Here is a 22,845-nt window from a genome sequence, read left to right as displayed (position 1 = left end):
CAGAGGTGACCACGTGAGCATGGACATGAGTGCTTTCTATCAAACGTTCTTTGATGAAGCAGATGAATTACTGGCAGATATGGAACAACACTTATTGTTGTTGGATCCGTCAGAACCCGACACCGAGCAATTGAATGCGATTTTCCGTGCTGCGCACTCCATAAAAGGAGGGGCTGGCACATTCGGCTTTAAAGCATTGCAGGAAACTACGCACCTGTTAGAAAACTTACTCGATGGGGCAAGACGTGGCGAAATGCGTCTTAGCACTGATATCATCAACCTGTTTCTGGAAACAAAAGACATTATGCAGGATCAGTTGGACGCTTATAAAACCGCACAGGAACCCAATGCTGAAAGCTTTGAGTATATCTGTCAGGCCTTGCGCCAGCTTGCTCTGGAGTCTAAAGCCGATGGTGACGCAGCCCAATCTGATGCGTCGGCTGTAACACAGCACTCTGCTAGCCCAGCATCTAATGGTAAAGGTGAAATGCGTATCGCATTAACCGGCCTGAAGTCTCAGGAAATACCTCAGATGCTGGAAGAGCTTGGTAATCTGGGGACGGTTAAAGATCCGCACCAGACTGACACTAGCGTAGAAGTGACATTAGTGACGTCTGAAAGTGAAGACGATATTAGTGCGGTGCTGTGTTTTGTTCTTGAGCCAGAGCAAATCAGCTTCAAGTCTGCCGTCGCCAGCAAACCTGCCGTCGCTGAAGTCGTAGAAACATTGGCTGTTGTTGAAGCACCTGTCGCCGTCGCTGCTCCAGTTGCGCCGTCTGCACCAGTTGCTGCAAAACCGCAAGCTGCACCGGAAAATGGAAAAAATAAAGCAAAAACCGGTGATACCAGTATTCGTGTAGCGGTTGAGAAGGTTGACCAGCTTATCAACCTCGTCGGTGAGTTAGTGATTACGCAATCCATGCTGGCACAACGCTCAAGCGAACTCGATCCTGTGGCGCACGGCGACCTGCTCAATAGTATGGGTCAGTTGGAACGCAACGCCCGCGACCTGCAAGAATCGGTTATGTCCATCCGTATGATGCCGATGGAATATGTATTTAGTCGTTTCCCTCGATTGGTTCGTGATCTGGCTGCGAAATTGGATAAGCAGGTCGAACTAACGCTGATGGGGAGCTCGACTGAGCTGGATAAGAGTTTGATCGAACGTATTATCGATCCTCTGACACACTTGGTGCGTAACAGCCTCGATCACGGTATCGAATCTCCAGATAAACGCGTTGCTGCAGGTAAAGCTGCTGTTGGTAACCTGACGCTTTCTGCGGAACATCAGGGTGGTAACATCTGTATTGAAGTTATCGACGATGGAGCTGGGCTCAACCGCGAGAGAATTCTGGCTAAAGCCTTGTCTCAAGGGCTAGCAGTAAGTGACTCGATGTCTGATGAAGAAGTGGGCATGCTGATCTTTGCTCCAGGCTTCTCAACCGCTGAGAAAGTCACGGACGTCTCTGGTCGTGGCGTCGGCATGGACGTGGTGAAGCGGAATATCCAGGAAATGGGTGGTCATGTTGAAATCCACTTCCAGGCTGGAAAAGGCACGACGATCAGAATCCTGTTGCCATTAACACTTGCTATCCTCGATGGCATGTCCGTTAAAGTTAACAAAGAAGTCTTTATTCTCCCGCTTAACGCCGTGATGGAATCCTTGCAGCCGCAGTCCGAAGACCTGTACCCGTTAGCCGGCGGAGAGCGAGTATTGCAGGTTCGTGGTGAATATTTACCTCTCGTTGAACTGTTCCATATCTTTGATGTGGATGGCGCTAAGACGGATGCTACTCAGGGTATTGTCGTTATCCTGCAAAGTGCGGGTCGACGTTATGCCTTGTTGGTCGATCAGTTGATTGGTCAACATCAGGTCGTCGTCAAAAATCTGGAAAGTAATTATCGCAAGGTACCAGGCGTTTCAGCCGCTACCATCCTTGGTGATGGCAGTGTTGCGCTGATTGTGGATGTTTCAGCGTTACAAGCGCTTAATCGTGAAAAGCGTGCGGTTGAAACTGCTGCTTAATAAAACAGATTGTTAATAAAGGGTGGAAAACATGACTGGACTTGCAAGCGTCACGAAATTAACTGGCGAAACAGTAGGACAGGAATTCCTGATTTTTACGCTGGGTGACGAAGAGTACGGCGTTGATATTTTAAAAGTACAAGAAATTCGCGGTTATGACCAGGTAACGCGTATTGCCAACACACCTTCCTTCATTAAAGGTGTCACCAACCTACGCGGTGTCATTGTACCGATCGTTGACTTGCGCATTAAATTTGCCAAGCAGGATGTTGAATACGACGACAACACGGTTGTTATTGTTCTGAACCTTGGCCAGCGTGTTGTCGGTATTGTCGTAGATGGCGTGTCTGATGTGTTGTCATTGACTACAGACCAAATTCGTCCTGCGCCGGAGTTTGCTGTAACACTGTCAACAGAGTACCTGACTGGTTTAGGCTCTCTGGGCGAGAGAATGCTGATTTTGGTTGATATCGAAAAACTGTTGAGCAGCGAAGAAATGGCGCTGGTTGATAGCGTTTTGAAAGCCTAATACATCGGCCTTCAGGGGCTACGAAAGTGGCCCCGAAAACCTTCCTTAGCTGTATCCTTGTCAGTTCAGAAATTCGTAAAGATATCCAGAATAGTGCCGATATCATCGGTGGTTGGTCTACTCAAAAGGCGTTATATGTTTAACCGTATAAAAGTTGTTACAGGTTTGATGCTTGTACTCGTGTTGTTTGGGGCACTTCAGCTTATTTCTGGTGGTTTATTCTTTAGTGCATTAAAAAATGATAAGGATATCTTCAGTTCAACGCAGGTGATTAACCAAAAGCGTTCCGAACTGGATTCAGCATGGTCATATTTATTACAGACCCGTAATACACTTAACCGTGCGGGTACGCGTTTTGCACTTGATGCAAGCGGTACGGGCGCCGGTGCTGGCGGTAAAGAGCTTCTGGTCTCTGCTCAAAGGCAACTGTCTGTCGCAAACGATTTTTTCTCTCGTTATGAGAAAGTGCCGCAGGATGCGCATCAGGATGAAAATGTTACTCGGAGCGTAAAAGAAAATTATGTGGCTCTGAATGGCGCATTAACTGAATTAATTCAGTTTTTGAATGCAGGGGAATTTAAGAAGTTTGTTGAGCAGCCAACACAGAGTTTTCAGGACAACTTTGAAAAAGCGTATTACGCCTATAAAGCTGAAAGCGATAAACTTTATCAGGCTGGTATAGCTAAAAATGATGCAGCTTACGATTCGGCGCTCTGGATCCTTGGCTTCATTATCGTGTTGGTTTTTGCGTTAGCGCTGATTTCCTGGATTGGTATTCAACAGCTATTAATAAGGCCGCTAAATAGTATTGTTGAGCACATTCGTCATATTGCGAAAGGCGATCTGACAAAAACCACTCACTTTCACAGCAGCAATGAAATGGGCATTCTGGCTGACAGTATCCGCCATATGCAAAGTGAGTTTGTTTCAACGGTTAGTGCGGTTCGACAAGGTGCTGATGCCATTTATACCGGTGCTACAGAAATTAGTGCTGGAAATAACGATCTTTCTTCGCGTACTGAGCAACAGGCTGCTTCACTAGAAGAAACGGCAGCAAGTATGGAACAGTTGACCGCAACAGTTAAACAGAATGCGGAAAATGCTCGTCAGGCCAGTCAGTTGGCACTGAGTGCATCAGAGACGGCGCAGAAGGGCGGCAAGGTCGTCGATAATGTCGTCAAAACCATGCACAATATTGCTGGAAGTTCGCAAAAGATTGCCGATATTACTAGTGTGATTGATGGTATTGCTTTCCAAACCAACATTCTTGCATTGAATGCGGCGGTTGAAGCAGCCAGAGCAGGCGAGCAAGGCCGTGGGTTTGCGGTTGTTGCTGGTGAAGTTCGTAATTTGGCACAGCGTAGTGCTCAAGCTGCGAAAGAAATTAAAAGTTTGATTGAAGATTCTGTAAGCCGAGTTGATGAAGGTTCTGTACTGGTTGAAAGTGCGGGCGAGACGATGGGAGAAATCGTCAGTGCAGTCACTCGTGTAACGGATATCATGGGCGAAATTGCCTCTGCTTCTGATGAGCAGAGCAAAGGTATCGATCAGGTTGGTCAGGCTGTTACTGAGATGGATCGTGTGACGCAGCAAAACGCCTCCTTGGTTGAAGAGTCTGCGACCGCAGCGGTTGCTTTGGAAGAACAAGTGAAAGTGCTGAATCAGGCGGTTGCTGTATTCCGTCTGTCTGAAGATACCGGTTCGTTTAGAAGGACGACACCGGCGACAGCGGGTCAAAAACCTGCATTGTTGGCTTCATCAGCGAATGGTGGTAAGAAAGCGAAAGAAGGTTCACCAAATGATAATTGGGAAACGTTCTGATCAAAACCGTCGTATAAGCTATAAATAACCCAAGCTGTAGGGATATTGTTACTGAGCTAATCCCCAGCCGCTTACATGTAGGTGGCTGGGTGATGGTTTACTCGCCATAATTTAAAAAATGAACATGCGAGTAATCGATCAGTGCACTCTTGGGGGTTGTAAGTGATACAGCACCTGGTGCTTTGAAGCAGGGTAATTCATGATATTGTTCAATCTGTAACGTATGTTATGGATATGATGGGGTGAGGTTGGCTTTGGTATTAAAGCCAAAGAATAAAGCAGGTAGCACAGCTGTGATGAGAGGGACAACGCCACCCGACAGCATGTGGCTTTGGTAGAACGAACATGCTGACCGGTTCAGTTTGCAGAACTTGCAGTGTGTATTACCAATACAGTGTCAGTTTTAATCGTAATGCGATGAGTAATTGACGAATGACAATAAAAACCTGCGTTAGCTGTAAAGGAAAGTTCAGATTGAAAAAAACCATAGCAAAAAACACTATTCGAGCGATTTGATATGAAAAGCACACCGTCGCAAAATCGCCCTGAATCTGCCTCTATCCTGACGCAGATGGTTGACAGGTTGCCGTTGTCGGATACCCATTTCCGTCGAATCAGTCAACTAATATACCAGCGTGCCGGCATTGTTCTTGCCGACCACAAACGTGAAATGGTTTATAACCGTTTGGTTAGACGTCTCCGTTTGCTCGGAATCAATGATTTCGGCCAGTATTTAGCATTACTGGAGTCAGATCTTAACAGCGCCGAGTGGCAAGCCTTTGTTAATGCATTAACCACTAACCTGACGGCATTTTTCCGTGAAGCCCACCATTTTCCTATATTGGCCGAGCATGTCAGAAAACGTCCAAATGGCTACACCATCTGGAGTACGGCGGCTTCTACAGGAGAAGAACCTTATTCATTGGCAATGACACTTGCTGAGGTTTTAGGGAATAAGGCGAGTGGGTGTCAGGTATGGGCCAGTGATATTGATACTCAGGTGTTAGAAAAGGCAACGGCTGGCATCTATCGGCAAGAAGAATTGCGCTCTCTTTCTCCACAACAACTACAGCGGTTTTTTTTGCGCGGCACCGGACCACATAGTGGTTTGGTTCGTGTACGCCCTGAGCTTGCATCAATGGTGCATTTCCAACAACTCAATCTGCTTGCGCCCGATTGGTCCGTTCCTGCACCATTCGATGCTATTTTTTGTCGTAATATAATGATTTACTTCGATAAAGAAACTCAAGAGCGTATTCTTCGTCGATTCGTCCCGATGCTTAAACCGGGTGGATTGTTATTTGCCGGGCATTCAGAGAATTTCAGCCAGATTAGTCGTGAATTCTATTTGCGTGGGCAAACTGTATATGGGCTGGCTAAGGAAAGATAATGAGCAAGATAAGAGTATTATGCGTTGATGATTCTGCCCTAATGCGCCAGATCATGACTGAAATAATCAATAGCCATCCTGATATGGAAGTTGTTGCAACTGCGCCAGATCCATTAGTTGCTCGTGATTTGATTAAAAAATTCAATCCCCAGGTATTAACACTGGATGTTGAAATGCCTCGCATGGACGGGCTGGATTTTCTTGAGAAGCTTATGCGCTTGCGCCCGATGCCTGTTGTCATGGTGTCGTCACTGACGGGAAAAGGCTCAGAGATTACGCTTCGCGCGCTGGAGCTTGGTGCGATTGATTTTGTCACCAAACCGCAGTTAGGTATCCGTGAGGGAATGCTGGCATACAGCGAACTGATTGCGGAAAAAATTCGCATGGCAGCGAAGGCGCGACTTCCGCAACGTAGTGCAGCGGCAGAACCGACAAGAATTATTCAGCATATGCCGTTGCTCAGTAGTGAGAAATTGATCGCGATTGGTGCATCGACAGGGGGAACGGAAGCGATACGGCATGTATTACAGCCCCTGCCGCCGACAAGCCCTGCATTACTGATCACACAGCATATGCCACCGGGCTTTACGAAGTCTTTTGCCGAGCGTTTGAACAAGTTATGCCAGATTACGGTGAAAGAAGCAGAGGATGGTGAACGTGTTCTTCCTGGTCACGCCTATATTGCTCCAGGAGCACGCCATCTTGAACTGGCGCGTAGTGGGGCAAACTATCAAGTACGTTTAAATGATGGGCCCCCCGTCAATCGGCATCGTCCATCAGTTGATGTGTTATTCCGTTCGGTTGCGCAATACGCCGGGCGAAATGCTGTAGGGGTAATCCTTACTGGAATGGGGAATGATGGGGCGGCCGGCATGTTGGAACTCCATCAGGCTGGTGCTTATACTCTGGCCCAGAATGAAGCAAGTTGTGTGGTTTTCGGGATGCCACGCGAAGCGATTGCGATGGGTGGCGTCGATGAAGTGGTGGATTTGCACCAGGTGAGCCAGCGTATGTTGGCACAAATCTCTGCCGGACAGGCATTACGTATATAAGCAGCTCTCGGTGAGCAATAAATATTTTAGGAGTAGGTATGGCCGATAAAGAACTCAGATTTTTGGTAGTGGATGATTTTTCGACGATGCGCCGAATTGTCCGTAACCTGCTGAAGGAACTGGGCTTTAATAACGTAGAAGAGGCAGAGGATGGTGCTGATGCACTGAACAAGCTTCGCTCCAGTACTTTTGATTTCGTCATTTCTGACTGGAATATGCCCAACATGGATGGACTGGAGCTATTACAGACTATTCGTGCTGACGGCGCGCTTTCCAGCCTTCCCGTGCTGATGGTAACGGCAGAAGCTAAGAAAGAGAACATTATCGCTGCGGCACAAGCAGGTGCTAGCGGCTATGTAGTTAAACCATTTACTGCAGCTACCCTTGAAGAAAAACTGAGTAAGATTTTCGAAAAATTGGGTATGTAAGGGGATCTTATGACGCCACATATGCCGTCCGTGAACGACACAGCTTCAGCAACCGAGATCATTTCGCGTATCGGCCAATTGACTCGTATGCTGCGTGACAGTTTGAAAGAGCTGGGTCTGGATAATGCGATAGCAGAAGCAGCAGAGGCAATTCCTGATGCCCGCGATCGTCTTGACTATGTTGTCCAGATGACTGCGCAAGCGGCAGAGCGTGCTCTGAACTGCGTAGAAGCTGCACAGCCACGTCAAAACCAACTAGAAGCTGATGCCAAATCTCTGAAAACTCGTTGGGATGAATGGTTTGAAAATCCAATCGAGCTGGCTGATGCGCGCGAATTAGTGACGGATACGCGTAGCTATCTTGAAGATGTACCACAGCATACCTCGTTTACCAACGCCCAACTGTTGGAAATTATGATGGCGCAGGATTTCCAGGACCTTACTGGTCAGGTAATCAAGCGTATGATGGATGTTGTCCAGGAGATTGAAAAACAACTGCTGATGGTATTGCTGGAAAATATCCCAGAAAAACCAGACGCGCCTAAGCGTGCAAATGATGGTCTGCTGAACGGACCTCAGTTGGATAAAGGTGCAGCAGGTATCGTTGCCAATCAGGATCAGGTTGATGACCTTCTGGATAGCCTTGGGTTCTAATGAATCTTGCTTCAAAAAAGGGAACGATTCCCTTTTTTGAAAGAATGATGAACACCATCGCCCGGTTATTTATGGCCAGTATTTATGGCCATAAATAGCTAAACTCGATTTTCCCGCCTGTGCATCCTTACTATTCGTTAAAGAAGCGTCGGTTTTTCTCGTTGTTCCAGCCATAAAACTTTCTCGTATTTGTCATGCTAGGCAGCAAATTCCTATCCTGAAAGTCGTAACAGGAACACATCGTGGCTGAAGATAGCGATCTAGAAAAAACAGAAGCCCCCACTCCCCAAAAAGAGGAAAAGGCACGAGAAGAAGGGCAAATCCCGCGATCTCGAGAGCTGACTTCTGTTCTGATGATGGTCGCAGGTTTGGCTATTTTGTGGATGGGAGGCGAAGCCATGGCTGGCCGATTGGCCAGAATTGTCTCACAGTCGTTAAATTTTGATTATGCAACGATTGGTGATGACACCCAAATGCTACGGCATGCTGGCTCATTACTGCGTCAGGCAGTATCGGCGTTGATACCAATCATGCTAGGGGCTGTGTTGGTTGCGCTGTCTGCGCCGATGCTGCTGGGTGGGGTACTCTTTAGTACTAAGTCATTAAAAGTTGACTTCAAAAAATTAGATCCTATTTCTGGGCTGAAACGATTATTTTCCGCTCAATCACTGGCTGAGCTCTTCAAGGCAATATTGAAATCAGTCATGGTCGGGATCATTAGTACCTTGTTCTTGATTCATAACTGGCCGAAGATATTGCATCTGGTATCCGAAGCGCCGATTGCGGCGATGGGGGATGCGCTGGAACTGGCCGTGATGTGTGGTTTCCTTATTATTATGGGGCTCATTCCCATGGTCGCTTTTGATGTGTTCTGGCAAGTGTGGAGCCACATCAAAAAGTTACGAATGAGTAAGCAGGAAATTCGTGATGAGCATAAACAGAACGAAGGTGACCCTCATGTTAAAGGCCGTATTCGTCAGCAGCAGAGAGCAATTGCTCAGCGTAGAATGATGGCTGATGTCCCTAAAGCCGATGTGATAGTCACTAACCCGACGCATTATGCGGTAGCATTACGCTATGATGAGAAAAAAATGAATGCACCGAGAGTGTTGGCTAAAGGGGCTGGTGAGATCGCGTTACGTATTCGTGAGTTGGGGACCGAACATCGCGTTCCTATTTTAGAAGCACCACCATTGGCGCGAGCGCTATTTCGTCATTCAGAGGTCGGGCAGCATATTCCAGCCGCGCTGTATGCCGCCGTTGCAGAAGTCTTAGCCTGGGTTTATCAACTGAAACGCTGGAAGCGGGAAGGTGGATTAATTCCTAGAAAACCGAAACATCTACCAGTGCCGGATGCACTGGATTTTGCTAAAGAGAATACTACTGATGGCTAATTTGGCCTCTTTGCTTCGTTTACCGAGTAATATGAAAGGTACCCAATGGCAAATATTAGCCGGACCAATACTGATCCTGCTGATACTTTCCATGATGGTATTGCCGCTGCCGCCATTCATTCTGGATCTGTTATTTACCTTTAACATTGCACTGTCCATCATGGTATTGCTGGTTGCGATGTTTACGCAGCGGACGCTGGAGTTTGCTGCGTTCCCTACGATTTTGCTGTTTTCTACCTTATTGCGTCTTTCGCTCAACGTCGCTTCTACCCGTATCATTTTGCTGGAAGGACATACAGGGACGGCTGCCGCAGGTAAAGTTGTTGAAGCATTTGGTCACTTTCTGGTAGGCGGAAATTTTGCCATTGGTATCGTGGTCTTTATCATCCTTGTCTTAATCAACTTCATGGTTATCACCAAAGGTGCCGGACGTATCGCTGAAGTCGGTGCCCGCTTTGTGTTGGATGGTATGCCAGGTAAACAGATGGCGATCGACGCCGATCTTAATGCTGGGATCATTGGTGAAGAAGAAGCGAAAAAGCGCCGGGCTGAAGTCACTCAGGAGTCAGATTTCTACGGCTCAATGGACGGTGCCAGTAAGTTTGTGCGCGGTGACGCTGTCGCGGGACTGATTATCATGGTCATCAACATTGTTGGTGGATTGATCGTCGGTGTTGTACAGCACAACATGCCGGTAGGGCAGGCCGCAGAAAGCTATACGCTGCTTACCATCGGTGATGGCTTGGTTGCCCAGATTCCTGCTCTGATTATCTCTACCGCCGCGGGTGTAATTGTTACTCGCGTGAGTACCGATCAGGACGTTGGCCAGCAGATGGTCACCCAGCTATTCAATAACCCACGAGTGATGGTGCTGAGTGCGGCGGTTATTGGGCTTATTGGGATGGTTCCTGGAATGCCCAACTTTGTCTTTCTGTTATTTACCGCATCGTTGTTAGGACTTGCTTGGTGGATGCGTGGAGAACAGCAGAAAGAACCCGTGATGCAACCTATAGCAGCATCAATGGAGAAGCATCAGGTTATTGAAGCCAGTTGGTCTGACGTACAGCTTGAAGACCCGCTGGGTATGGAAGTTGGTTATCGATTAATCCCAATGGTTGATGCGCAGCAAGATGGCGAGCTGCTGGGCAGGATTCGTAGTATCAGGAAGAAGTTTGCTCAGGAAATGGGATATTTACCGCCGGTGGTTCATATCCGGGATAATTTGGAACTTCAGCCTGCCAGCTATCGCATACTGATGAAAGGTGTCGAGGTGGGTAGCGGTGAGGCTCATCCCGGTCGTTGGATGGCGATCAATCCGGGCAATGCGGTTGGTTCTTTATCTGGCGATATCACGCAGGATCCTGCGTTTGGGTTACCAGCGGTCTGGATTGATAATGCCCTGAAAGATCAGGCCCAAGCTCAAGGGTTCACGGTCGTAGAGGCAAGTACCGTGGTGGCAACGCACCTGAATCACTTAATTGCATTACACGCCAGTGAACTGTTTGGACGACAGGAAGCTCAGCAACTGATGGACCGCGTTGCGCAGGAAATGCCAAAGCTGACAGAAGATTTCATTCCGGGCGTAGTGACGTTAACGACCTTGCATAAGGTTTTGCAAAATCTACTTAGTGAGAGAGTTTCGATTAGGGATATGCGTACCATCATGGAGACATTGGCTGAACATGCGCCAGTGCAGCCAGATCCTTATGAACTCACCACAGTGGTTAGGGTTGCTCTGGGACGTGCGATTACCCAGCAGTGGTTCCCAGGAGACAGCGAACTTCAGGTTATCGGTCTGGAAGGGTCGTTGGAGCGCCTTCTGTTACAGGCGCTTCAAGGCGGCGGTGGCCTAGAACCGGGACTTGCCGATCGTCTGCTTGAACAGGCGAAACAAGCACTACAGCGACAGGAAATGTTGGGTGCTCCGCCGGTGCTGCTTGTGAACCATGCTTTGCGCGCTTTGCTTGCCCGATTCCTACATCGTAGTCTGCCAAACATGGCCGTACTGTCTAATTTAGAAATCAGCGATCATCGCCAGATTCGCATGACATCAGTGATAGGGGAAGCTCAGAAGTGAGGAATATGATGCATTCTCTGGCTGCAGTCGTGCTGGCATTCCCGCTCTGTGCCATCGCGACGCCAGGTAGTTGGAACGGAAGCATGCCGGGAATAAAACTTGATCATCGTGGTGAAATGGTTACGACGTCAGCTTTTGCTCCTAATATAGCCGTTAATCCAGATGAAACGATTACGACAATATATTGGCGGCACGTAATTGATTCCGCGATACCAGTAGGGCTTGTTGTGAAACTGTGTTCACAATCGCCGCAGCGCTGTGTTGACTTAGACGGAAGTGGTGACGGGCAAACTCGAGCATTTGACGGATTAGCGGCTAATAATGAGTTTCGTTTTGTCTACTACATTGAAGGGAGTGGACGTATTAATCATTCGTTCAGCGTGCGTACAATCGATATTGCAGTAAACTATAAGTAGTTTTCTAAGTGGTTGTTTAGATAATAAAAAGTCTCTGCCCAAAGCGCAGAGACTTTTAGAATGCAATTTTCCTACCGCCAACTGTCACGCCTTTCGACTGACCATCTGGACCATACAATCCTTGGCCATGGCGGGGCTTCAATATATTGATGGCTTCATTCGTGTAGGCAATATGCCGGCTAAGCAGAAGGCCATTGTGCTGATTCTGATCATTCAAACGTCTGGTTAACTCTTGCACTTGCTGCCAGTAAGTCGCTAGCTTTTCAATACCGTCATAAGGCGCTTGCAACTTAAGAGTCGATTCAGTTTTATGGCGCTGCGTTTCCAAATGCTGCATCGTCGCCAGCAAAGACGTTTTATTCTCTGTTACCTGTTGTAGTGCGATGCTATTAATATGGCCAGCGCAAAGCAGTGTTTGCTCTTCGGACATAACAACATCGAGCTCACGTAGGTTGCTCAGCAGTTGATCCAAAATCGATTGTAGATTTTCCATAAATATTAATTACCTGCTAAAAAATCCTGCGTCTCTTTAAGCAACGCATCCGCGATTTTTCCGGCATCAATTTTAAGTGAGCCATCACGAATTGCCTGCTTTAAGGTTTCAACGCGATTCATGTCTATGTCCTGCGTACCCGGTTGCATCAATTTTGCTTGCGCGTCGCTCAGTTTTACCTGTGTTGCGCTAACTTCAGACTGAGCTTCAGCTTGTTTACGTTTAGCTTTAGCGACATCGCCAGATTCGCGTTGCTGAACTTGACTGACCGGCTTCAGTGACTGGGTGCGATCAATACTCATAATACATCCCTCTGATTTGAGGATAAATGGTTAATCATCAATGTGTTACAGAATTATCATCACATTGGTGTTCAATTTTAAAACGTCATCAGTAATGACTCTGTAACTATCATCGGCAAACGTGAGCAAATCTTTAATTAATTACTGTGAGATCAGAATAATCCCATCTTCGTTTGTGATTCCGCTGACTATTTGTCCATTTGCCGTTCTGACTCTAACCGCTTGCCCGGCTGCCGCGTTGTTCATGGCTTTTCCTTCGCCATTAATTGTGAAGCCTTCCCCTTGGGCGATAATCTGCACTGACTGACCTGCCTTTACGACCCAGGCACGCCTGATCATGGAGGCGGTAATAACCTGACCAGGTGTGAGATCGCGCAAAAGGACTGCGCCCTGTGCGCTAGGTAACGTCAGTATAGGGCGCAACGGTAATAAATCGAGCCTGCCTTTTGTCAAACGAATGTCTTTTTCCGTCAGCGTGGTTCCACGATTTATAGGTCGAGCACTGGTGACATAATTCCCTGTTACCTGAACTTCGGTTTGAATGAAGCGACGCTGTTGCCCGCAACGTATGGACAGGCTCACATTACCCCACATTTTCGTATTTCCGGGCAGCGTGATTTGGGGCGCTTCGCACTGTGGCCATTGCGACTCTGGCGATTTTACCACAACGTTTACGGTATTCGTGCTTCCCTGAAAGCGTGAGGCAAAAAATTGATTGATCTGTGCAGGAAGGTCGTTCGCATTGACAGGGGCACAAAGGGTGAAAAAACAGGACGCCGCCAGATAGAGGTAATAATGTATTGTTTTCATTCCTGCTCGGCTCTCCTGATCCTGATTATATCGGGCATTAAGTGTAACGATGTCAGCGTGAGGTTAAGGCAATAAATAGCGCTGCATTTGGTGTCTATTCGTTCGATGGCATAGCCATCATGAGAATTATCCTACTCACTCCAAATTCTAACTTGCGGAGGGAGCATGCTTGATAAATTAGACGCCTCGTTGCGGTTTCAGCAGGAAGCGTTGAACTTGCGTGCCCAGCGGCAGGAAATTCTGGCCGCGAATATTGCCAATGCGGATACGCCAGGCTATCAGGCCAGGGATATCGATTTTGCCAGCCAGCTCAGTAAAACGATGGAGCAAGGGCGGGTGAACGGTACGGGTATCGCGCTGAAGACCACATCTGTACGGCATATACCGGCACAGAATTTTCAGCCGCCGGAACTTGATTTGCTCTATCGCGTACCCGATCAACCTGCGTTGGATGGCAATACGGTCGATATGGACCGCGAACGCACTAATTTTGCCGATAATAGCCTGAAATATCAATCCAGCCTGACCGTTCTGGGTGGACAGATTAAAGGCATGATGACGGTCCTGCAGTCAGGTTCATGATCGTAGCGCGATAGGAAGGTAAAGATTCATGTCGTTATTAAATATATTCGAAATTTCAGGCTCAGCGCTTTCTGCGCAATCTCAGCGTCTGAATGTGAGCGCCAGTAACTTGGCTAACGCAGACAGCGTAACGGGCCCTGATGGCGAGCCTTATCGCGCCAAGCAGGTGGTATTCGAAGTGAATGCCGCTCCGGGGCAGTCTACGGGGGGCGTACGCGTTTCCAATGTTATTGAAGATCCATCACCTGCTCGTCTGGTTTACGAACCGGGCAATCCGCTAGCTGATGGGCAGGGATACGTTCGCATGCCGAATGTTGACCCAGTGGCTGAGATGGTAAACACCATTTCTGCATCGCGCAGTTATCAGGCAAACGTCGAAGTGTTGAATACAACAAAATCGATGATGCTGAAGACGTTAACGATCGGGCAATAATCGGGAGACGAAATAGTGTCTGTAACAATTAATGATACGTCCTCGGCAACGAGAACACAGAGCACGTCGAGTACTTCGTCGACAACGGCGGTAGAGAAGAACAGCAGCGCTGATCTACAGAATCAGTTTCTGACCCTTCTGGTTGCGCAGTTGAAGAATCAGGATCCGACGAACCCGATGAGCAACGATCAGTTGGTCAGCCAACTTGCTCAGCTTAATACGGTCAGCGGTATTGAAAAGTTGAATACCACATTGGGTTCCATCTCTGGTCAGATCAATAACAACCAATCCATGCAGGCAACAACGCTGATTGGTCACAGTGTCATGATCCCTGGAAAAGACATTCTTGTTGGTAAAGAAACCAGTACCCCCTTTGGCGTGGAACTGGAAAAAGCAGCAGAGGTTGTTACCGTCACCGTTAATGATGCGACAGGTAAAGCTGTTCGTACGATCGAACTGGGCACGCTTTCTGCTGGGGTTCACTCATTCAACTGGGATAGTAAACTTTCTGATGGCACGGTTGCGCCTGATGGGGCTTATACCTTCACTGTTGCTGCCAGTACTGGTGGCGCACAGCAAGTTGTTCAGCCACTGAGCTATGCGGTTGTAAATAGTGTCGTTCGCGGCGAGAACGGTGCATTACTGGATTTAGGGCTGCGCGGCAGAGCTACCATGGACGATGTCCGGCAGATTCTGTAACGGTGTAAATTTCATGTTATTCCAGTGAAATTCACTATCTGGAATATGACTTAATCAATTCTCTGGAGAGCGACATGGGTTTTTCTCAGGCGGTCAGTGGTTTAAACGCGGCATCTAATAACCTGGATGTTATTGGTAATAACATCGCTAACTCAGCGACAGTGGGTTTTAAATCCGGGACCGTCACATTTGCGGATATGTTTGCGGGTTCTAAAGTCGGTATGGGTGTGAAGGTTGCATCGGTATTGCAGGATTTTGGTAATGGTACGGTAACTTCGTCCTCACGAGACCTGGATATTGCGATTAGCGGCGGTGGTTTTTACCGTCTGCAGGACACCAACGGTTCGACTTATTACAGCCGTAATGGTCAGTTCATGCTGAACGGTCGTAATATCGTCAACGCGCAAGGTATGCAACTGACGGGTTACCCGGTTGCAGGTACACCACCAGTCATTCAAACGGGTGCCGACCCAGTCCCGTTGACTGTTCCTGATGGGGACATGCTGGCGAACGCAACAACCACCGCATCGATTAAAGCTAACCTGAAATCTTCAGATGCTGTTCCAACAACGGCCTGGGCTACCAATCCTGGCGCAGAAGGCACTTATAATAGTAAGACCGCACTAACAACCTATGACAGTCAGGGTAACGTGCATAACTTTACGCTGTATTTTGTTAAAACAGCGGATAATACGTGGCAGACGTATGCTAAGGATGACTCAATCACTCCTGTCACTCCAGCCTCGTATCAAAATGCTGGGACGATGAATTTTGGGGCGAATGGTGCTTTGTTGTCTCAGACCGTAACAACACCCCCGGTTCCTCCTGCAACGACGCCGACTACGACAACAGTTCCTGGATTCACAATAAACCTTGTAGGCACCAATGGTGCAGCAACGGGGACATATAGCCTCGACTTCACTGGTAGCGTGCAGCAAAACACAGAGTATAGCTACAAGAGCCCAACCCAGAACGGTTTCGGCCCGGGATCGCTGACCGGTTTTGCTATCAATGACGACGGCACGATCGAAGGCAGCTACAGCAACGGTCAGAAGCAGGCGCTGGGTCAGATCCTGCTGGCTAGCTTTGCTAACCCAGAAGGTTTATCACCAGAAGGGGATAACGCCTGGTCTGAAACTGCGAGCTCTGGTCAGGCTGTTGTTGGTCTGGCAGGTACCGGAAGTCTGGGTAAACTGATCGGCAAGTCTACCGAAAGTTCAAACGTTGACCTGAGTAAAGAGTTGGTCAACATGATTGTTGCGCAGCGTAACTATCAGTCGAATGCGCAAACCATCAAAACGCAGGATTCCATTCTGCAAACGCTGGTTAGCCTGCGTTAATTATCCTAACGGGGACATTGCATGGATCACGCGATTTATACGGCAATGGGTGGCGCGAGTCAGTCATTGGAAAAGCAGGCAATTACTGCGAACAACTTGGCTAACGCCTCAACGCCGGGTTTCCGGGCACAGCTTTCTGCACTGCGTGCTGTACCGGTAAATGGGTTGACACTGCCCACCCGAACGCTGGTTGTCGCTTCAACGCCTGGCGCTGATATGACTGAAGGCGTGATGAATTATACTGGCCGTGCAATGGATGTCGCTTTACCGAAAGAGAGTTGGCTGGCAGTGCAAACGGCTGATGGCGGTGAAGCGTACACCCGTAATGGTAATATGGAGATCAACGCTGATGGGCAGTTGACTATTCAGGGGCGTGTTGTGATGGGCGACGGTGGACCGATTGACATTCCTCCGCAGGCTCAGATCAGCATTTCTGCTGATGGTACAATTTCTGCACTTAACGCTGGGGATCCGCCGAATACGATTGCCCAGTTGGGGCGTTTGAAGCTTGTTAAGGCTACCGGACAAGAAGTTGAGCGGTCTGATGACGGATTATTCCGCTTGACGCAGCAGGCTCAGCAACAACGTGGTAATGTTCTGCAAAACGATCCTTCCGTGCGTATTATGCCAGGTGTGATCGAGGGCAGTAATGTGAACACGGTCGATACTATGGTCGATATGATTGCCAATGCTCGTCGCTTTGAAATGCAGATGAAAATCATTAGCAGCGTCGACGATAATGCACAACGCGCTAATCAGATATTAGCAATGGGTTAAGCGCCGAGTGCGCACAGGAGTGAATAAATGATCCGTTCTTTGTGGATTGCAAAAACCGGTTTGAATGCTCAGCAAACCAATATGGACGTTATTTCCAATAACTTGGCAAACGTCAGCACCAATGGTTTCAAGCGTCAGCGTGCGGTATTTGAAGACTTGATGTATCAAACAATTCGTCAGCCTGGTGCTCAATCTTCAGAGCAAACCATGCTACCGTCCGGCTTGCAGCTGGGTACAGGTGTTCGTCCGGTATCAACAGAGCGTATTCATACTCAAGGGACCTTTTCCGAAACGGGTAACTCTAAAGACGTTGCGATTAAAGGTCAGGGATTCTTTCAGGTTCAGCTGCCTGATGGGACAACGGCTTATACGCGTGACGGCGCCTTCCAGCTTGATGGTAACGGTCAGTTAGTGACGTCTAGCGGTTATCAGGTTCAGCCCGCGATTACTGTTCCGGCGAATGCGACCGAACTGAATATTGGTCGTGACGGTATTGTCAGCGTTAAAGTGCAGGGACAGGCGGCAACAAACCAGATTGGCCAGCTGACACTGACGACCTTTATTAATGATAGCGGCCTTGAGAGCATGGGTGAGAACCTGTATCTGGAAACCGCGAGTTCAGGTGCGCCGAATGAAACAAACCCAGGTTTGAATGGCGCGGGCCTGCTGTATCAGAAATATGTCGAAACCTCCAACGTCAATGTGGCAGAGGAATTGGTATCGATGATTCAGACTCAGCGTGCCTATGAGATCAACAGTAAAGCAATTTCTTCTTCTGACCAAATGTTGCAGAAATTGACTCAGCTGTAATGGGTGACCCGCTAATTTCAGGAGCGAGAGCGGGTGCTCTGGTTGCCTGATAGTAGCAATGCAGACAGTGTTTAACGGGGTAATGATGACCATAGGCACCCGATGAGTGGGCCAATATGGTTTTGATTTACCCCGTGAATATGTGAAATAGATTAATTTAAGGCGATATCCGCAGTGATAATGAATGCAAAGTCGGTTATCAAACCACTCCGCCGACACCGTCTGTTGGCATTGATCGCGATGTTAGCACTTAACGGTTGCGCCTATATTCCGCATGATAAAGTTGTCACTGGGCCTACGACTGCTCAGCCTGGATCGCCTGTATTAGCGGGTCCTAATGGTTCTATCTTCCAAACCGTGCAGCCGATGAATTATGGCTATCAGCCAATGTTTGAAGATCGTCGCCCACGTAATATTGGCGACACATTGACGATCGTGTTGCAGGAAAATGTGAGCGCCAGTAAAAGCTCGTCAGCCAATGCTGCTCGTAATGGTTCGTCAACGTTCGGTGCAACGGTGGTACCGCGTTATCTTGACGGGCCGTTGGGTAATAATCGTGCGTCTCTGAATGCAACAGGAACGAATGACTTCACTGGGCAGGGCGGTGCGAATGCGAACAACACCTTCAGTGGCACGATTACGGTCACGGTTGGTCAAGTATTAGCTAATGGCAATCTGCAGGTCGTTGGCGAAAAACAAATTGCAATTAATCAGGGAACAGAGTTTATCCGTTTCTCTGGGGTAGTTAATCCGAGAACCATTAGTGGTAACAACTCGGTGCCATCAACCCAGGTTGCGGATGCGCGCATTGAATATGTCGGTAATGGCTATATTAACGAAGCGCAAAACATGGGCTGGTTACAGCGGTTCTTCCTCAATGTTTCTCCGTTCTAAGCTTAAGAGGCCTGCCATGCGGATTGCATCATTTTTCACTGTACTGCTGACGTTACTGACGCTGAATATTGCCCCTGCGTCGGCAGAGAGAATTCGCGATCTGGTGAATATCCAGGGCGTACGCGGTAATGCGTTAATTGGTTACGGTTTAGTTGTTGGTCTGGACGGCTCTGGTGACCAGACCATGCAGACGCCGTTTACCACGCAAAGCTTAACTAACATGCTTTCCCAGTTAGGGATTACTGTTCCTGCCGGTACCAACATGCAGTTGAAGAATGTGGCGGCGGTGATGGTAACGGCGGAACTTCCGCCTTTTGGCAGAACAGGCCAAAATATTGATATCGTGGTGTCTTCACTCGGTAACGCGAAGAGCTTGCGTGGCGGGACGTTGCTGATGACCCCATTGAAAGGGGTCGATAACCAGGTATATGCCCTCGCTCAGGGGAATGTTTTGGTTGGCGGTGCTGGTGCTTCTGCCGGTGGAAGCAGTGTTCAGGTTAACCAACTTGCTGGCGGTCGAATCAGCAATGGTGCCGTCATCGAGAGGGAGTTGCCAAGCACGTTTGGCACATCAAATACGATAATGCTGCAACTGAAGAACGACGACTTCTCGATGGCGCAGAAAGTCAGCGATGCAATTAATCGTTCTGGATACGGTGGTACAGCAACTCCGCTGGATTCTCGTACTATTCAGGTACTTGCTCCGCATGGCAACAGTTCTCAGGTTCGCTTTTTGGCCGATGTCCAGAATATTGAAATCAACGTCGGTATTCAGGATGCCAAGGTGATTATTAATTCTCGTACCGGATCCGTCGTGATGAACCGCGATGTCACGCTGGATAGCTGTGCTATCGCTCAGGGTAACCTCTCTGTGACGATCAATCAGCAGGCCAACGTTAGCCAACCTAATACCCCATTTGGCGGTGGTCAGACGGTGGTTACGCCGCAAACAGAGATTTCGGTTCAGCAAGCGGGTGGGGCTTTACAGCGTGTCAATTCCAGCGCCAACCTCAACAACGTCGTGCGTGCACTGAATTCCTTGGGTGCAACGCCGATGGAGCTGATGTCTATTCTGCAGGCGATGCAAAGTGCCGGCTGCTTGCGTGCCAAACTGGAAATTATCTGATGAGTGATATGCAGACGCTGAATAACGCGGCTTATGATGCGCAGTCCCTGAATACGCTGAAGCGTGAAGTTTCAGGCAATCCTCAAAGCAAAGAGGGTATCAGGGCGGTTGCGCAACAAATGGAAGGCGTGTTTGTACAATTGATGATGAAAAGCATGCGTTCTGCGATTCCGCAGGATGGGCTTTTCAACAGCGATCAGACGCGTCTGTATACCTCAATGTATGACCAGCAAATTGCTCAAGAGATCTCGACTAAGGGCAAGGGGCTTGGGCTCGCGGATGTTATGGTTGAGCAATTGACCCGACAATCCCCAGAGGCCACGGCAGCTAAAGCTGCTGTTCCATCTGTTCCATTAACATTTGATGGTGATGTGCTTAAAAGCATGCCAATCGCGGCCGTGGAACAGATGGTACGTAAAGCGCTGCCCAAATTGCCCACTACGGGTTCAGCGTTACCGCTATCCAATAGTAATTTTGTGTCTCAGATTTCCTTACCTGCTCAGATTGCCAGCCAACATAGCGGTATACCTCATCACCTTATCATCGCCCAGGCTGCGCTTGAATCTGGCTGGGGGCAACGCGAAATCCCTACCGAGGACGGGCGACCAAGTCATAATCTGTTCGGTATCAAAGCAGGCAGTAGCTGGAATGGGCCGACAACAGAAATAACGACGACAGAGTATGAGCAAGGCGTAGCCAAAAAAGTAAAAGCCAGCTTCCGAGTGTACGATTCCTATATTGAAGCTATTGGTGACTATGTGAAATTGTTGACCAATAACCCACGCTATTCTGCAGTGATGAACGCCGGAACGGCTGAGCAAGCGGCTCATGCGTTACAAAAGGCGGGTTATGCAACGGACCCACAATATGCCCAAAAACTGGTTAGCATGATCCAGCAAATGAAGAGTTCTGGCGAGAAAGTGGCGAAAGCTTACACTCACGATTTGAGTCGGCTATTTTAATTTTTTTATTCAAGATTTGCGCTTCCTGACCGATAAAGTAATTAACTTATGTAGCGTATTTGCTGCTTTCAGCATTTGGTTAATCGCGCAGGGCGAAAAAAGCCTGTGTAAAAGGAACAACACCCTATGTCCAATTTAATTAACACCGCGATGAGTGGCTTAAAAGGTGCACAGGTTGCGCTGAGTACCGTGAGTAACAACATTAGTAATCAGGCTGTTACTGGCTATAGTCGGCAAAATGCAATTCTTGAGCAAGCAACTAGCAGCAGCACATCCGCTGGGTATATTGGTAACGGTGTTAATGTTGTTAGCATTAATCGTCAGTACAATGAATTCATCACCAACCAGCTGCGTTCTGCGCAAACGACAAGCAGCTCGGTTTCTGCTTACTACGAGCAAATTTCTAAGATCGATAATCTGCTGGCTAGCAGCGCAACGAGCCTTTCATCAACCATACAGGGTTTCTTTTCTAACCTGCAAAACCTCACCAGTAACGCGGGTGATTCGTCGACTCGTCAAACTGTACTGGGCAAAGCTGAAGGGCTGGTAAACCAATTCAAGGTCACGGATAAATACCTGCGTGACATGGACAGCGGGCTGAATACACAGATTCAAAGTACTGTTGGCCAAATTAATACGTATACCGATCAGATCGCCTCGTTAAACAACGAAATCACGAAACTAATGGGCGCAAATAGTGGCACTATGCCTAACGATTTGCTCGATCAACGCGATCTTCTTGTCGATCAGCTCAATAAATTGGTAGGCGTTGACGTCACTGTTCAGGATGGAATCGTCTATAACGTTGCATTAAAGAACGGTACAAATCTGGTTCAGGCAGGTACGAGCAATCAATTAGTTGCAATTAGTTCCAGCATCGACCCATCTCGCCTCACCATCGGATATAAAGACCGGACAAACGATGTTGTCACGTTGAATGAGAGTACATTAACCGGTGGCTCATTAGGTGGTTTGATCTCTTTCCGTTCCGAGACGCTAGATGAGGCGCGTAATCAGTTAGGGCAGTTAGCATTAGCGTTTGCTGATGCATTTAATGCCCAGCACCAAAAAGGTTTTGACCACGATGGGGTCAAAGGCGGCGATTTCTTTTCGTTTGGTAAGGCTGTCGTTCTAAATGACAGCAAGAACGGGGGTAATGCCGTATTGACTCCGTCTTACACTGATACCAAAGACGTACAAGCGGCCAATTATTCGGTTAAATATGATGGCGCTAGCTGGCAAGTTACCCGTTTATCTGACAACTCAAAATTTACGGCAACCGTGGATACCTCTGATAACAGCCTGAATTTTGATGGTATCAAGATGACTATCTCGGGTACGCCAGCAACGAACGACAGTTTCTTGCTCAAACCAGTTAATGATGTCATTACCGATATGTCCGTTGCTATTTCTGACCCTAATAAGATTGCTGCGGCATCCGTTAAGCTTGATTCTGCTGGCAATCCGGTTGTGGATGGAAGCGGCAATCCCGTGTTTGGTGGGGTAGGTGATAATACCAATGCCAAGGCATTACTTGCGCTACAAAATGAAAAAATTGTAGGTGGTAAAGCGAGTGCTTCTGGCGCGTACGCGAGCTTGGTGGGCATGATCGGTAACCAGACCAGTACGCTGAAGATAAATAACACATCACAGCAAAACGTTGTTAAACAACTAACGGCAGAGCAGCAGTCTGTATCCGGTGTGAACTTGGATGAGGAATACGGCGATCTGATGCGTTACCAGCAATACTATATGGCAAATGCTCAGGTCATCAAAACAGCACAATCCATATTCGACGCTTTATTAGCCGCACGTAGCTAGTTTGACCAT

Annotated in this window: 23 protein-coding genes; 20 read left to right on the top strand and 3 right to left on the bottom strand. The window is 48.1% G+C overall.

From position 1 onward, the window contains the following. Nucleotides 1-25: 25 nt before the first annotated feature. The 10 genes from cheA to QWJ20_RS12315 all read left to right on the top strand — a co-directional run bounded on the left by cheA (nt 26) and on the right by QWJ20_RS12315 (nt 11,787). Nucleotides 26-2,026 carry a chemotaxis protein CheA gene (gene cheA, locus QWJ20_RS12360; RefSeq protein WP_433992647.1) on the top strand — a complete coding sequence of 667 codons (2,001 nt, stop codon included), beginning with the start codon at nt 26-28 and terminating at the stop codon, nt 2,024-2,026. A gap of 31 nt (nt 2,027-2,057) precedes the next feature. Further along, complete coding sequence (cheW, locus tag QWJ20_RS12355; RefSeq protein ID WP_039359892.1) at nt 2,058-2,555, top strand: chemotaxis protein CheW; 498 nt, start codon at nt 2,058-2,060, stop codon at nt 2,553-2,555. Between the two features lie 135 nt (nt 2,556-2,690). Beyond that, on the top strand, nt 2,691-4,376 hold the full coding sequence (locus QWJ20_RS12350) for a methyl-accepting chemotaxis protein (RefSeq protein ID WP_433992646.1): 1,686 nt from the start codon (nt 2,691-2,693) through the stop codon (nt 4,374-4,376). Nucleotides 4,377-4,893: 517 nt separating this feature from the next. After that, the gene (gene cheR, locus QWJ20_RS12345) at nt 4,894-5,766 is read left to right on the top strand and encodes a protein-glutamate O-methyltransferase CheR (RefSeq protein ID WP_039485757.1); all 873 of its coding nucleotides are present in this window, start codon (nt 4,894-4,896) and stop codon (nt 5,764-5,766) included. Then, complete coding sequence (locus QWJ20_RS12340) at nt 5,766-6,818, top strand: protein-glutamate methylesterase/protein-glutamine glutaminase (RefSeq protein ID WP_095699943.1); 1,053 nt, start codon at nt 5,766-5,768, stop codon at nt 6,816-6,818. Before cheR ends, QWJ20_RS12340 begins: the two co-directional genes overlap by 1 nt. Before the next feature lie 38 nt (nt 6,819-6,856). Next, nucleotides 6,857-7,246 carry a chemotaxis response regulator CheY gene (gene cheY / locus QWJ20_RS12335; protein WP_039485752.1) on the top strand — a complete coding sequence of 130 codons (390 nt, stop codon included), beginning with the start codon at nt 6,857-6,859 and terminating at the stop codon, nt 7,244-7,246. A gap of 9 nt (nt 7,247-7,255) precedes the next feature. Beyond that, the gene (gene cheZ, locus QWJ20_RS12330) at nt 7,256-7,900 is read left to right on the top strand and encodes a protein phosphatase CheZ (RefSeq protein ID WP_010279523.1); all 645 of its coding nucleotides are present in this window, start codon (nt 7,256-7,258) and stop codon (nt 7,898-7,900) included. 242 nt (nt 7,901-8,142) lie between these two features. Further along, nucleotides 8,143-9,294 (top strand): flagellar biosynthesis protein FlhB, encoded by a 1,152-nt coding sequence (gene flhB, locus QWJ20_RS12325; protein ID WP_433992645.1) that lies wholly within the window; start codon nt 8,143-8,145, stop codon nt 9,292-9,294. After that, entirely contained in the window at nt 9,287-11,371 is a 2,085-nt protein-coding gene (gene flhA, locus QWJ20_RS12320) for a flagellar biosynthesis protein FlhA (RefSeq protein WP_205556438.1), read from the top strand. The genes flhB and flhA overlap by 8 nt, the downstream gene beginning before the upstream one ends. 8 nt (nt 11,372-11,379) lie before the next feature. Continuing rightward, a complete protein-coding gene (locus tag QWJ20_RS12315; protein ID WP_433992668.1) occupies nt 11,380-11,787 on the top strand; it encodes a flagellar protein FlhE in 408 nt (135 codons plus the stop codon). Nucleotides 11,788-11,842: 55 nt separating this feature from the next. Here QWJ20_RS12315 and QWJ20_RS12310 read toward each other — a convergent pair whose 3' ends face one another. From QWJ20_RS12310 to flgA, 3 genes are all read right to left on the bottom strand, one after another. After that, nucleotides 11,843-12,280 carry a flagella synthesis protein FlgN gene (locus QWJ20_RS12310; RefSeq protein WP_205556440.1) on the bottom strand — a complete coding sequence of 146 codons (438 nt, stop codon included), beginning with the start codon at nt 12,278-12,280 and terminating at the stop codon, nt 11,843-11,845. A gap of 5 nt (nt 12,281-12,285) precedes the next feature. Next, nucleotides 12,286-12,582: a flagellar biosynthesis anti-sigma factor FlgM gene (gene flgM / locus QWJ20_RS12305; protein WP_010279542.1), complete on the bottom strand. Its 297-nt coding sequence runs from the start codon at nt 12,580-12,582 to the stop codon at nt 12,286-12,288. Nucleotides 12,583-12,723: 141 nt separating this feature from the next. Next, nucleotides 12,724-13,392 (bottom strand): flagellar basal body P-ring formation chaperone FlgA, encoded by a 669-nt coding sequence (gene flgA, locus QWJ20_RS12300; protein ID WP_205556441.1) that lies wholly within the window; start codon nt 13,390-13,392, stop codon nt 12,724-12,726. 165 nt (nt 13,393-13,557) lie between these two features. On the opposite strand from flgA, the gene flgB reads away from it, so the two are divergent. The 10 genes from flgB (at nt 13,558) to flgK (ending at nt 22,836) form a co-directional block, all read left to right on the top strand. Next, complete coding sequence (gene flgB, locus QWJ20_RS12295; RefSeq protein ID WP_205556442.1) at nt 13,558-13,974, top strand: flagellar basal body rod protein FlgB; 417 nt, start codon at nt 13,558-13,560, stop codon at nt 13,972-13,974. Nucleotides 13,975-14,002: 28 nt separating this feature from the next. After that, nucleotides 14,003-14,407 (top strand): flagellar basal body rod protein FlgC, encoded by a 405-nt coding sequence (gene flgC / locus QWJ20_RS12290; RefSeq protein ID WP_010279553.1) that lies wholly within the window; start codon nt 14,003-14,005, stop codon nt 14,405-14,407. A gap of 15 nt (nt 14,408-14,422) precedes the next feature. Next, nucleotides 14,423-15,106: a flagellar hook assembly protein FlgD gene (flgD, locus tag QWJ20_RS12285; RefSeq protein WP_010279557.1), complete on the top strand. Its 684-nt coding sequence runs from the start codon at nt 14,423-14,425 to the stop codon at nt 15,104-15,106. Nucleotides 15,107-15,180: 74 nt separating this feature from the next. After that, on the top strand, nt 15,181-16,446 hold the full coding sequence (gene flgE, locus QWJ20_RS12280; protein WP_433992644.1) for a flagellar hook protein FlgE: 1,266 nt from the start codon (nt 15,181-15,183) through the stop codon (nt 16,444-16,446). A 21-nt stretch (nt 16,447-16,467) separates the two neighbouring features. Continuing rightward, nucleotides 16,468-17,223 carry a flagellar basal body rod protein FlgF gene (locus QWJ20_RS12275; protein ID WP_433992643.1) on the top strand — a complete coding sequence of 252 codons (756 nt, stop codon included), beginning with the start codon at nt 16,468-16,470 and terminating at the stop codon, nt 17,221-17,223. Nucleotides 17,224-17,250: 27 nt separating this feature from the next. Beyond that, a complete protein-coding gene (flgG, locus tag QWJ20_RS12270; protein ID WP_011093286.1) occupies nt 17,251-18,033 on the top strand; it encodes a flagellar basal-body rod protein FlgG in 783 nt (260 codons plus the stop codon). A gap of 180 nt (nt 18,034-18,213) precedes the next feature. Next, complete coding sequence (gene flgH, locus QWJ20_RS12265; RefSeq protein WP_014915904.1) at nt 18,214-18,927, top strand: flagellar basal body L-ring protein FlgH; 714 nt, start codon at nt 18,214-18,216, stop codon at nt 18,925-18,927. 16 nt (nt 18,928-18,943) lie between these two features. Next, complete coding sequence (locus QWJ20_RS12260; protein ID WP_039485727.1) at nt 18,944-20,053, top strand: flagellar basal body P-ring protein FlgI; 1,110 nt, start codon at nt 18,944-18,946, stop codon at nt 20,051-20,053. After that, nucleotides 20,053-21,015 (top strand): flagellar assembly peptidoglycan hydrolase FlgJ, encoded by a 963-nt coding sequence (gene flgJ, locus QWJ20_RS12255; protein WP_249681895.1) that lies wholly within the window; start codon nt 20,053-20,055, stop codon nt 21,013-21,015. Before QWJ20_RS12260 ends, flgJ begins: the two co-directional genes overlap by 1 nt. A gap of 126 nt (nt 21,016-21,141) precedes the next feature. Then, nucleotides 21,142-22,836 (top strand): flagellar hook-associated protein FlgK, encoded by a 1,695-nt coding sequence (gene flgK, locus QWJ20_RS12250; protein ID WP_433992642.1) that lies wholly within the window; start codon nt 21,142-21,144, stop codon nt 22,834-22,836. Nucleotides 22,837-22,845 lie beyond the last annotated feature (9 nt).

The sequence above is a fragment of the Pectobacterium sp. S5 genome, from assembly GCF_051707265.1.
Taxonomy (GTDB): domain Bacteria; phylum Pseudomonadota; class Gammaproteobacteria; order Enterobacterales; family Enterobacteriaceae; genus Pectobacterium; species Pectobacterium polare.
The sequence above is the reverse complement of the archived record's forward strand: the minus strand, read 5'-3'. Positions and strand labels throughout refer to the sequence as shown.

Coding starts and splice junctions, on each gene's coding strand:
- cheZ (WP_010279523.1), top strand. CDS start 7,256: ATGACGCCACATATGCCGTCCGTGAACGACACAGCTTCAGCAACCGAG.
- flgM (WP_010279542.1), bottom strand. CDS start 12,582: ATGAGTATTGATCGCACCCAGTCACTGAAGCCGGTCAGTCAAGTTCAG.
- cheW (WP_039359892.1), top strand. CDS start 2,058: ATGACTGGACTTGCAAGCGTCACGAAATTAACTGGCGAAACAGTAGGA.
- cheA (WP_433992647.1), top strand. CDS start 26: ATGAGTGCTTTCTATCAAACGTTCTTTGATGAAGCAGATGAATTACTG.
- QWJ20_RS12315 (WP_433992668.1), top strand. CDS start 11,380: ATGCATTCTCTGGCTGCAGTCGTGCTGGCATTCCCGCTCTGTGCCATC.
- cheY (WP_039485752.1), top strand. CDS start 6,857: ATGGCCGATAAAGAACTCAGATTTTTGGTAGTGGATGATTTTTCGACG.
- flhA (WP_205556438.1), top strand. CDS start 9,287: ATGGCTAATTTGGCCTCTTTGCTTCGTTTACCGAGTAATATGAAAGGT.
- flgC (WP_010279553.1), top strand. CDS start 14,003: ATGTCGTTATTAAATATATTCGAAATTTCAGGCTCAGCGCTTTCTGCG.
- flgE (WP_433992644.1), top strand. CDS start 15,181: ATGGGTTTTTCTCAGGCGGTCAGTGGTTTAAACGCGGCATCTAATAAC.
- QWJ20_RS12350 (WP_433992646.1), top strand. CDS start 2,691: ATGTTTAACCGTATAAAAGTTGTTACAGGTTTGATGCTTGTACTCGTG.
- flgB (WP_205556442.1), top strand. CDS start 13,558: ATGCTTGATAAATTAGACGCCTCGTTGCGGTTTCAGCAGGAAGCGTTG.
- QWJ20_RS12275 (WP_433992643.1), top strand. CDS start 16,468: ATGGATCACGCGATTTATACGGCAATGGGTGGCGCGAGTCAGTCATTG.
- QWJ20_RS12260 (WP_039485727.1), top strand. CDS start 18,944: ATGCGGATTGCATCATTTTTCACTGTACTGCTGACGTTACTGACGCTG.
- flgG (WP_011093286.1), top strand. CDS start 17,251: ATGATCCGTTCTTTGTGGATTGCAAAAACCGGTTTGAATGCTCAGCAA.
- flgJ (WP_249681895.1), top strand. CDS start 20,053: ATGAGTGATATGCAGACGCTGAATAACGCGGCTTATGATGCGCAGTCC.
- QWJ20_RS12310 (WP_205556440.1), bottom strand. CDS start 12,280: ATGGAAAATCTACAATCGATTTTGGATCAACTGCTGAGCAACCTACGT.
- cheR (WP_039485757.1), top strand. CDS start 4,894: ATGAAAAGCACACCGTCGCAAAATCGCCCTGAATCTGCCTCTATCCTG.
- QWJ20_RS12340 (WP_095699943.1), top strand. CDS start 5,766: ATGAGCAAGATAAGAGTATTATGCGTTGATGATTCTGCCCTAATGCGC.
- flgK (WP_433992642.1), top strand. CDS start 21,142: ATGTCCAATTTAATTAACACCGCGATGAGTGGCTTAAAAGGTGCACAG.
- flgH (WP_014915904.1), top strand. CDS start 18,214: ATGAATGCAAAGTCGGTTATCAAACCACTCCGCCGACACCGTCTGTTG.
- flgA (WP_205556441.1), bottom strand. CDS start 13,392: ATGAAAACAATACATTATTACCTCTATCTGGCGGCGTCCTGTTTTTTC.